This window comes from Luteibacter yeojuensis (assembly GCF_000964085.1).
GTDB lineage: Bacteria > Pseudomonadota > Gammaproteobacteria > Xanthomonadales > Rhodanobacteraceae > Luteibacter > Luteibacter yeojuensis_A.
Genome location: NZ_JZRB01000032.1, coordinates 31,085 through 41,978, shown reverse-complemented (window position 1 = coordinate 41,978; position 10,894 = coordinate 31,085). Strand labels below are relative to the sequence as shown.

The 10,894-nt window shown below is 63.3% G+C and carries 6 protein-coding genes; 4 read left to right on the top strand and 2 right to left on the bottom strand.

Features of this window, described 5'->3' with window-relative positions; all coding sequences use genetic code 11:
- The first annotated feature begins 220 nt into the window (after positions 1-220).
- Positions 221-1,015 (top strand): hypothetical protein, encoded by a 795-nt coding sequence (locus VI08_RS15070; protein WP_045830432.1) that lies wholly within the window; start codon positions 221-223, stop codon positions 1,013-1,015.
- A gap of 111 nt (positions 1,016-1,126) precedes the next feature.
- Here the strand turns inward: VI08_RS15070 and VI08_RS15065 are convergent, their stop codons facing one another.
- Positions 1,127-3,544, bottom strand: a complete 2,418-nt coding sequence (locus VI08_RS15065; RefSeq protein ID WP_045830431.1) for an autotransporter outer membrane beta-barrel domain-containing protein — start codon at positions 3,542-3,544, stop codon at positions 1,127-1,129.
- 292 nt (positions 3,545-3,836) lie between these two features.
- On the opposite strand from VI08_RS15065, the gene VI08_RS15060 reads away from it, so the two are divergent.
- The 3 genes from VI08_RS15060 (at position 3,837) to VI08_RS15050 (ending at position 9,887) form a co-directional block, all read left to right on the top strand.
- Positions 3,837-5,801 (top strand): hypothetical protein, encoded by a 1,965-nt coding sequence (locus tag VI08_RS15060; RefSeq protein WP_045830430.1) that lies wholly within the window; start codon positions 3,837-3,839, stop codon positions 5,799-5,801.
- 20 nt (positions 5,802-5,821) lie between these two features.
- On the top strand, positions 5,822-7,891 hold the full coding sequence (locus tag VI08_RS15055; RefSeq protein WP_045830429.1) for a hypothetical protein: 2,070 nt from the start codon (positions 5,822-5,824) through the stop codon (positions 7,889-7,891).
- A 103-nt stretch (positions 7,892-7,994) separates the two neighbouring features.
- Positions 7,995-9,887 carry a hypothetical protein gene (locus tag VI08_RS15050; protein WP_045830428.1) on the top strand — a complete coding sequence of 631 codons (1,893 nt, stop codon included), beginning with the start codon at positions 7,995-7,997 and terminating at the stop codon, positions 9,885-9,887.
- A 19-nt stretch (positions 9,888-9,906) separates the two neighbouring features.
- Here the strand turns inward: VI08_RS15050 and VI08_RS15045 are convergent, their stop codons facing one another.
- Entirely contained in the window at positions 9,907-10,731 is an 825-nt protein-coding gene (locus VI08_RS15045) for a TIGR04325 family methyltransferase (protein ID WP_052697987.1), read from the bottom strand.
- Positions 10,732-10,894 lie beyond the last annotated feature (163 nt).

Here is a 10,894-nt window from a genome sequence, read left to right as displayed (position 1 = left end):
GATATCGGTGCTCGCCTACGTGGTGCGTCTGAATCTGCGCAAGGTTGTGTAGTCGGAAGCGTGCTCGATGTGCGCTCACGCCCCCTCTCACGTAGGAATGCACCTACGCGACGCGTCGAGAAAACAGCAGGTTTTGCGAGACGATCGCTGATGATTCCGACTGCCGCGATGACTACCTTGATCAAGTCCCACCCGGGGGCTACGACCAATGAGGACCATCATGGCGCACCACACGACCTTCCGATTTGAATCCATCTCGACCAGGCAAGATGAAACGAGCGACGCATATACCAAGGAAAGAGACATCGCACCCGAGTACACCCCGCTCATCCTCAACGCGTACGCGGACGGCCTTATTCCGACGGCCGCCCTCGGTCGTGGCTTGACGATCCATGCTTCGGCCATGAAATATCCTGGACGCAACACTTGGCCGAATGACGAGTTTCACGCCCTACTCAACGGCGCACCGCTCGATGGCGTGCGCGCGGTGTATGAAGGGGGCGGCGGCGTTGTGCTGCATATCCCGTCGGAGGTTTGCCATGCGTTGCCCGACGGCGTGCATGACGTCGCCTACCGCATCACGTTCAAGCCGATGGGCCACCAGACTCGCTCTGGATCCGTTCAGATTCGTATCGACAGGCAGCCGGCCGGGGGGCGCCTCTTGCCCAGGATCGAATTTCCGGAGTCGCTCTACATGGCGCCGATCACTTCCGATACGTTTGCGGCCTTTCCTGGCGAAAGGATCGTTGGGATCGTGCCGGACTACGCGTGGGTCAGCGGAGACGACACACTCCATGTCTATGTGAGGCCCACCGGTGGCGATGGCGTCCTGATTGCCTCGGTACCCGCTTCGAGCGGTGACGATCCGACGAAAATCTCTTTCGGCATGTTGGACCTGAGCCAGTCCTCGGCCGATGATCGGCTTGATATCTACTATATGGTGGAGGATCGTGCGGGGAACCTGAGCGAGCCTTCGTCCCCGTCGAAGCACACGGTCCAGCTCGATCCGAACTAGTAGCGACCCGCAAGGGGGTGGGTCTTTCCCTATCAATGACACGCCACCTGCACCGAGCGGAAAATCAATCCCGGGTTGCCAGGCGAATCGCCTGCCAACCCGGGATTTTCGTCAAAGGGTCATGCGCAGCCCCATATTTGTGCTCCAGCCCTGGAAACCACCACGACCGATGTAGTGACGGTACGCGGACTCACCAAACATCCGGATGCGTTCGCCTAGCCGCACGCTGAAGCCGGCGGACGTCACGTAGGACGCCCCGGGCGCACCCGATACGAACTGTGCCTCAACGTCATTGGCCCGCGCTTTGATGGCCACTCCACGCCCAGTACTCGCTTCCACGTTCACACGAGCGTATGGCGTGAACTTTTCATCGTGGCGAATCAGTGAAATTCCGGCCGAGTATCGACCGTAGCTCCCATGCGCGCCATCGACTGCCAATCCGTTACGACCTGCGACCTTATTTATAGAAACGGAGCGATAAGCGGCAAGGGCGCGTGGCTCGATAGTCCAGGACGGGGAAAGCGTGATCGGGAAGCCCATCTCCGCTGAAATGCTTCCAACCGCCAAGCTCTGCTTACTTACCTGACGGCCGGATACCGCAGTGTCGGTGCCGCCTCGTAGGCGATGGCTCGAGATCGCGGTATCCACCCATAGACCGGTCCCGTGTTTCCACGTCAGCCAGGCCGAGAAACCGTTGGATTTCAGTCGTGTCACGCTGTAGCCGTCCACGGCACGTGGCGTGATGGCGGTCGTACCATGGTCGATGGCCCAACCCGCCCGTAGCGCACCATTGTCACCATCAAGTGCGACCAACGAGCCACCGAACTGGACGTAGTCAGCGCTCTGGTCAAAGTTATAGCCGTACTGCGAGAAGGAGCGATTGCTTGTGTAGCGCTCCTTGGCCTGGTGCTGCCGCAGGAACCACTCCGTGCCTACATCGCCCGCGAAATCGCTGTCGCGGAGCTCGCCCATGCGCTGGTGAAGGCCGTCAGTCATGCTATCGGCGTACGAAAGGGATGCCGACGAAGCTGACAGGTAGGCAGGAATTTCCGGAGTGACAGCGGGGCGCGCTTTGTCGCCCGACCCCTTGCCAGGGTCGACTGTTTCGTCCGGACTGTCGGTCGAATCATCACCGGCTCCCTCCGTGACCATCCGGCTGGCGAGCTTGAAGTCCCAGCCGTTATCTGCGTGCCCATCTGTGGGCCCCCACGCGTACAGGGCGTACTGATATGGGCCCGCCATGACGTAGCCGTTTGCCAACTGCACCGCGTCGGCTGAAGCCTTCCCGGCCACCTGCACCAACGACAGGCCCTCGTCAGGATCAGCCCGGCCATTGCCATTCGTATCCGTCGGACCACCCTGACCCGATGCGGTAACAAATAGTCGCAATGGCGCGTCGGTGCGAAGGCTTCCATCAATGGTTAGTCGATCGCTCGTGGATACCGCCGGTGACAGGGACGCCCGAAGATGCACGTCACCACCTGATCCTTCGACGTCGCCGCTTACACGGATCTCGCGCGTGGGTGCTTCACTCTCGGTAAACCCGATCGTCCCGCCAGAGAGCGACAAGGTCCTTAGGCTAGAGTCCTGATCGGACAGCCAGGTCGATCCTGACGCGACGGTCAGATCGAGGTGACCGCGAATCGCGCCGCGAAGCGAGGCCTCGTCTTTCAGGATCGCGCGCGCCGACGCCTTGTCATCCAGAACAACGCTTCCGTCGATCGTGGAGCGAGCCACCGTCAGATCGAGATCGCCGCCACGCTCGACGTGAACGGCCTGACCCGACGCCGAGCCGACCCACGAGTGGTCGGACACCACGAACGCCGCAGCGACGTCCTTTAGCGAATGCGACTCGAGGCGGATGGCCGGCCCTGAGTCGGATGAAACCGTCGAGTTCGTCAAACTGACGCGCCCATCGCCATCCATGGGCGCATCGAAGCCGGCGTATACGGTGATGCCCGACCTTACGCCGTGAATACGGGAGCGCCCCGAAACCTGCAAAGACCCTGCACCCAGAAGAACTGCGTCCGACCCTTCTCCCGTCGAAATGACCTTTGAGTCGACGATGCTTGCATTGCCGTGCCCATCGATGTCAACGGCCCCAGCCTGCCCGCTGATCTTGCTAGAGGCCACCCTCAACCGCGACGCCCTGGTGAACACCTCGCCTCCGGCCAGGTGGAGCAGGCTCACGGCAACATTGTCGGCACTCTCTATCTGTGAGCCGCTGACAAGGAAGTCGGTACCGCGGCTACCGAAGAGGGCGATACCCGAGAGTGCAGATACCTGCGACTGGCTCACCGAGACGGTTGCCCCGTAGGCCACCACTGAAAGCGCCTTCGCGCCATCTTCCAGGCTCAGCCGGCCGCCATAGGGGGCGCGCCAAAGCTGTGGCACCCCACCCGGCCCGCGCACAAGGATGTCATCACCCTTACCGACAAACCCCGCCGATACCTCACCAGAAACACAAGCCACCAGCGCGGCAACGATCAAACGGCGCTCATACAGTCTAACGCCCTGCTTCTTAGTCACTTCATCACACCATCAACTATGCCCACGGGAACGATGGCCGAGGCTTCCACGTCGCGATCAACGTCGCGACCGAGGCATTCGAACACGCGCTTCACGTGGCGGCATGTCGTCCATCCCTGATTTTTGCGTCAGCGATACCCTCCCTCTGTGTAGTCCAAAGAGGGTCCACGTCCGCGCTTACGCACACGAATCGGCTCCGAAGGCCTTCACGACGCGTCGGAACGGACCTATACATCGCGAGCGTGGCGATCCGCAGAATCAATGCACCATCAACACAAGCGGAGGTTCCACCATGCAAAGTAACGCACCTCGAATTGCACGCATCGAAAATGGCGAGCGGGTCACCTTCGATAAGGCGCCGACCATTCCCGCTGCGCGTGGGGACGGCAAGACGCTGCCCATCGACGCGCTCAACACCGATCTTGAGATCCTGGCTCCTGTCGTCGACACGCCTGGGCTTGAGACGCAACCGGGGCATATGTTCATGCTCATCTTTGAGAACCAACTTCTCGAATCGACGGCTGTTACCGTTCGCGATCCCGTGGGTCAGTACGTCCAACTGTTGCTACCCAAGGCGACGATCCAATCGTTGGGCGACGGCCCGTATCGAATCGCCTACGAATCTCGTCGCCCCCTGGGGGCCACCATGCGGTCCCGCCATACCTTCATGGTCATTGACCGGGTAGCGCCGGTTGGACCGTCCCTTCCTCGCATCATCCTCCCCGAAGAAGTTGATTTTCATGGATTGACGATGGCTTACCTCGATCGCCAGCCGAACAAGGCGTTGCGCTGCGTGGTACCGATGCACCCGAGTGCCGCTGTCGGCGACAGAATCCACGTCCGCGTTCGTCATCGTTCGTCGGCGCGAGAGATCGAGGCCACATCGTTCGAGGTCCGCTCGGTGGAATCTGACGCCGTGCTGGAAATCCCTGCCGCCAAGCTCGTCGCACTGAAAGGCAACGGCATTCTGGATTTCTATTACTCCGTGTCGGATCTTGCCGGTAATGCGAGCCAGCCGAGCCGCATCACGTCCGCTCGTGCGCTCCTTGTTGATATCCCCATCGACATTCCGAAACCGCACGTGAACTCGGCCACCCCGGGGATCGTTCTCCACGGTGATGTGAGGCCGACCATGCTGGTCGATATCCCGCAAACGTCACCGCCCTGTGCCGAGGGCGATCTCATCGGTCTTCATCTCGGAAGCCGTGCGATCGCTCCTGTCGAAGTCCTGCCGGGCGATCTGGCCAACGCGGGGACCATGCTCTCCATCGCCGTCCCGTACAATCTGGTGTGGAACCTCGTCTCCGCCAGTGAACCCGGCGAACAAACGGTTTCGTGCCGCTACGACGTCATTCGTGACGATATGCGTTTGTCGTCGCAGGGCGAGACCATCAGGTTCAACCTGGACACCCCCGGGGGCCGCGACCCCGATCCCTCGACCGAGGTTCACGAACGGCTTGCCCTGCCTGTCCTTCGTGGCGGCGCGCGCGGTATCGACAACGTCATCACGTTGGTTGATCGCGAGCATGACGGGGTAGCCTCGATCCCCCAGGCGGACCATCCGGACGGCTTGAAGCCGGGCGACTCCATCCAGGTGTTCATCGGTCAGGCCGCCGTGGGGCTGCCGTCGATCATCGAAGACGAGGTCTACCCCCATACCGTCGCCATTCCTTCGGCTGCGCTTGAAAACTTGCCTGCCACGGCGGATGTCAGGTACCGCGTCACGAGGGATCTTGGTGATTCGGTTGGCGTCGTCAATGTCACGTCGCGTGTGCAGCGTATCCGTTGCCACCAACCGAGCGAGCTCCCTGGCGGTGGAACGACGCTCGCCGATTGCGACGCCTTGGGTGCCAGTGAGAACTTCGCGGAATACGGGGTCTACGGCATTGAGGGCGACAAGCTCCTTCGCGATCACGGCATCATCGTTCGCATGGACGCATGGCAGAACATCGCCATCGGGGATGAGGTGCGCCTTGAGTTCAAGAGCTTCGATGGCTTCGACGAAGGTCCTCACGTCCCCAGCGCATCGGGGATGATCAACACGACCATTAGCGCGGAAAACCTTGAGTCGCGATCGAATCCCGCGGGAGGACGCGAGGAAACGCAATATCTCGACGTGCTCATTCCCGCGTCCCAAGTCGACGGGCTGAAGTTCGGGCGCATCTTCCTCAGCTACGCCGTCACCAATGCCATCGGTATCGGGAAATCGTCGCCTCGCAAGATGGTCGTCGACTTCCGAACCACACCTCGACCCTGACACTGCAAGGAGAAAATCGCATGGATATCACTGAGGACGCACGCGCTACACAACTGCCGCCGCCCTATGTCCCCGGCACGGTCTATGACGGCCTCGGCTACAAGGACCTGCTTTCCAACCCCGACGCGCACATTATTGTCGGCGTCGGTCCGTGGCTTGACTTCCGGCAATACGACAAGGTGGAGGTACTGATCGGCAGGCAACGGAAGGTCGTCGCCACCGGGTTCTACGTTCCGACGGACACCCAGCAAATCCTGTTGCCGGTTGCTTGCAAGAGCTTTGTTGAGTTTGGCGATGGATTCGTCGATCTGGTTGCACGTGTGACCGGCCCGTTGGGGAGCACCGTCTTCGAATCGGAGAAGGTGACGCTCTACGTGAAGACGTCGCTGCCGGGCGGTACGGACACCCATCCTGACACGCCCTACCTCAATGAGGGGCTCGCTCGGGCGTCCATTACCCCCTCCCCCATTCCCGATGACCTCAATGGCATCAGGGTCACGATTCCCCCGTACCGTAATATGGCGGCAGGTGATCAGGCATCGGTCAGGTGGAATCACCTTTCGATCCCGTTGCCCACTGTTGCGCTTGACGACGTTGGTAGGGCACTCACGACGGCTGTTCCGAGGGAGGCCGTCACCGACGGCGCTGGCGGCGACGTCGAAGTCCGATACCAGATCTATGACCGGGTGGCGAACTGGTCCCTCTGGTCGCCGCCGGTGACGGTTGCGGTTCCACCGGATCTGGCGACGGCACCCGTCGCGCCTTGGGTGCTGGGCACCGTGGATGAACTCGGCGACGCGATCGATCTGCGCAGCATCAACCGCAGGGACGTACGCGTTCGGGTCAACCGTGACAGCGCGTGGGTGGGCAGCGCCATCACGGTTGTTTGGGCTGGCGTCACCTCGGCGGGTAAGTCGATCCATTTTGAGACGCCTCCGCTTACTGGCCCGGATTCTCAAGCGCCCGTCGAATTTGTCATCCCGTATGAGCATGTCGCCGCCCTTGCAGCGTCGACGGCCTCTGTGAGCTATCGCATTGTCCGTGAGAGCGGTGCTGCGATGAAATCGCGGGTTCGTCGGCTGAGCATCGAAGGACACGCTGCGGCCATCCTGCCGCCTACCGTCGTTGAGGCCGTCAATGACACGCTCGACCCGACCACTCTGAGCGGTGTTGCGCACGTTCTGGTGCCTGCGTGGGTCGGTATCGATGCGGGCGACCGTTGCTTCCTTGAATGGGAAGGTACGCGCGCCGACGGCTCTGCCACGTCGTTCAGCGCAGTGCTTACGGGCGCGGAGGCCGATTCGGACGGAAAGATTGTCTTCGCGGTACCGGCATCGGCTGTTGTCCAGCTCGCTGGTGGTTCCGTACGTTTGCGCTACACGATCACCTTCAACGCACCGGCGTGGCGAAACGGCGAAGTACGCAGCGAACCGATCGTCCACCTCGAGTCGCCGTGGGTGACGCTGAAAGTCCTCGAAACGGCGCCACCTTTGAGTATCAACTCATCCCTGGTCGAACTCGCCACGCCGATCTTCCGTCTGGAAAAGCCTGTAATCACGCCTCCGGATGGCGCATACGTGACGCGCGTCGCTTCCGGTGGTATTCCGCCCTATCGTTATTCGACGGCGGACGGTGCCGTGGAGGTGGATGAACACAGTGGTCGCGTGGTTTCCTTGCGCAACGGCAAGGCACGGGTGATCGTGACCGATGCCCGTGGCAGCACCGCGGCGTACGAGGTCACGGTGAGCAAGGTGAGCCATCTGGTGGATCTTGGCTCGGATCAGTTTTACCAGCACGCCACGAACCTTGCCCAGCAAGGCGGTGGCCGCCTGCCCTGGGCTGCCGAATGGGATGCCATGCGCGCACTGTATGCGGGTGCACCCGATGTCGCTCCCGCGGCCGCCTGGTGCATCGATGGTGCGGGTAACCGGTTGCAGTATTGCGTCTACCCGAATACGGGTGCGCGTGAGGTCCGCCGCTCCTACCCGGGTGTCCGCAGTGAGGTCGAGGACGATCCGGAACGCTGGATCCCCATCGGCAAGCCGATGCAGGCCGCGCGGGCCTGGATGGTCATCCTGGCGAACGCTTAACCCATATGGCGCGTGCCCACCCGTCTCGGGCACGCGCCATTTTTCATGAGACGGTTCTTGGGAGAAGAACGCCATGCATGGCAGAAGAAGGATCAATACCGCGATGCCCCCGCTGGACTTCGCGATGGCCAATGGGGATGGCCTTGGGCGCTCCGCCGTCATCGATGATGGTGGCGAGGCGTTCGTGGTTCGTGCCGGGCCGTGGCGCAGCTACAAGCCGGGTGATGAAGTCACCCTTACCCTGCAGGGGTTCGATACCGTTGTTGCCACGGGCGTCTACGATGAGACCGCGGACGAGCGTTCCATCTGCCTCCGCATCCCATTCAGCCACTTCGCGCACCGGGTGGATGGCGACTACACCGCCGTGCTCGAACTCCGCCGGGGCGGCGCGCTCGTGTCGTCGGCAAGGCGCGATGTCACGATCAAGCTCAGTACGCCGGGGGAGCCGCCGGTGAAGACCTCGCTTCCATACGGTTCGTCCGATCTCTGCGCCGCCACCGTCGAGGGCGAGATCTACGCCGGGGCCTCCGTGGCCCACGTCGTGGTCCCGCCCTACAGCCATATGTCGCCGGGCGACAGGATCACCGTGGCGTGGGGCCGTCGCTTCATCGCGTTCCCGCCGGTGACGATGGCCCAGGTGGGCTTGCCCCTGGTCACGGCCATCGACGATCCGCTGCGCGATTGCAACGGCATGCAGGAACTCCGCCTCACCTGGCAAGTACATGATGTGGTGGGCAACTGGTCGGGCTGGGCACCGCCCGCTTATGTGTCGCTCCCCTATGTCACCGCGGATGCGCCCACGCCATGGATGGAGAACACGGTGGATGATGGCGGTGCCGTGTACGACATCCGCGCGCTGAAGATGCCGAAAGCGTTTGCCCGGGCGGAGGGCCATACGGCGCTCGGCACCGAGCGCATGACCCTGCACTGGGAAGGCATCACCGGCCAGGGCAAGTTCGAGGAGTGGATCTCCCGCCCCATGGCCGTGCGCCGCGACGGCGCCACCATCGATTTCGACATGCCCACATGGCTGCTGCGCAACGCCATCGGCGGCTGCGGGTATATCCATTACCAGATCCACCGCCACCCCACGCCACCGCGGCGCTCGGCCAGGCGCATCATCGAGGTGCCAGGCGAGCCGGCGCCGCTGCCGCCGCCCAGCATCTCGCAAGCCATGGGCGCGGTGCTCGATCCCTACCATGCGCGCGGCGGCGCATCCGTCTATGTGCCGGCGTGGCCCGGCGTGGGGCCCGCCGACGAATGCCACCTCGTGTGGCTGGGCACCACGGCCGACGGGCAGCCCACCATCTATCGTGAGGTGGCGACGGGGCGAGAGGCGCCACCTTCGGGCGAGCTCATTTTCCCGGTGCCGGCGCGCGAGGTGGGGCGCCTGGACAAGGGCCACGTACGGGTCTGTTACCGGGTAAGAACCTTCGCCGACGTGGAGCACCCGGGTGGCGTGCGGCGGGAATGCGTGCACACCCTGGATTCGGAGTGGCTCGAGCTGCGTGTGCAGCTCACCCAGTCCATGCCACGCATGGTCACCGACGATCTCAACGGCCTGCCCTTCCATGCCTTCGATTGCCTCGAGCGCCCCTCGCTCATGTTTCGCGCGCTGCAGGGCGTGTGGTGCGTGCGCGGCGGCCGTGACGGCATCGAACCCTTCCACGGTGGCACGTTCCTGGCCTGCCCTGACGACAGTGCCGCCCTGCATATCGATTTCGAGCAGCCGTGCGAGAGCGTCCGCTTCGGCTATGGTGCCTCGGGGCCCGGCGGCGCGGGCTCCCTGCTCCGCGTCGATGCGCTGAATGCGCGCGCCGAAGTCATCGGCGAGTCGGTGTTCACGGTGCCCACCGCGGGCCTTCCCGGGCTGTGGGTGCAACTGAAGGCCGAGGATTTCGGCGAACGCATCGCCGCCATCGTGGTTCGCAAGGCCACCAACGGCCTGTTCCGCCGGGTCACCGCGCAGCTCGATAACTTCACGCTCACCTGGTAGCCGCCGCCGGCTGGCGGCGCTACGCCGCCAGCCGGAACGCAAAACCGAAGTAGCGATCGAGCGACAGCTCCGGGTGGAATGGCACGGTGCAATGCCGTTGCGGGTTTTCCCAACGGTCCTGCAGCTCATACCCCAGCGCCGAAAGGCTGCCCAGGAAATCGCGCTCGGCGGTCACCCGGTACGGGCAGCAGGCCACGCCGATGTTCTGCACGGTGAAATACGACTGGCTGGGATGCACGGGCACGGAGTTCAGCAGCAGGAACCTCGGGCGCCGCGGCATGGCCGCGATGGCATCGGCCAACGTGTAGTCGAGGTATTGCAGCGAGCCCGCCGCGAACAGCACGTCGCAACCGTCCGCACCGGCCAGGTCGTCGGCGAACGCAAGCCGCCGCGCCTTGTCGTGGTCGGCGGCCCAGCGGGTGCCGGCGGCGTTCACGGCGGGCACGTCCTGCACGGTCCATGTCAGGCCGGCCGGGTACGTGAGGAACCGCTGGTAGGCGTAGTAGGCGATGCCGATATGGCCGCCGATATCGAAGATGCGCCGCGCGCCCTGCTCGAGGAACCGGCCCAGCCACAGGATCATCGGGTAGTCGTTGATATAGACGCGGCGCGTGCGCTCCCGGTACAGGTCGGCGGATTCGGCGTTGTCGTAACCCGCCGTGCGCGTCGGCGGGATGCTGGCCTGCGCGGCGGCGAACGTGGGAAACACGCCGCGGTAGATGTGGTGGGTGAGCGCGGTGTGGGCAAAGAAGCGGCGGGTGTATTGGGCTTCCTGCACGGCCCGCAGCATCGGGATGCGGCTTGGCTTTCCCTGCCAGATGGGCGTGGCGATGGGCGCGTTCATGGTGACCTTCGGGGCGTCGGGATCACCGCGAATCTGCGCCGATGGGGGCGGCCTGCCCATACGCCGTTTGGGGTGGTCGTATGGATAGGTGGTGAGATATCGCGTGGGGAGCGCTTGGGGGGTGGGTTTTTGCGGGCTGCCGAACGGTGTCGTGGGCCGTTAT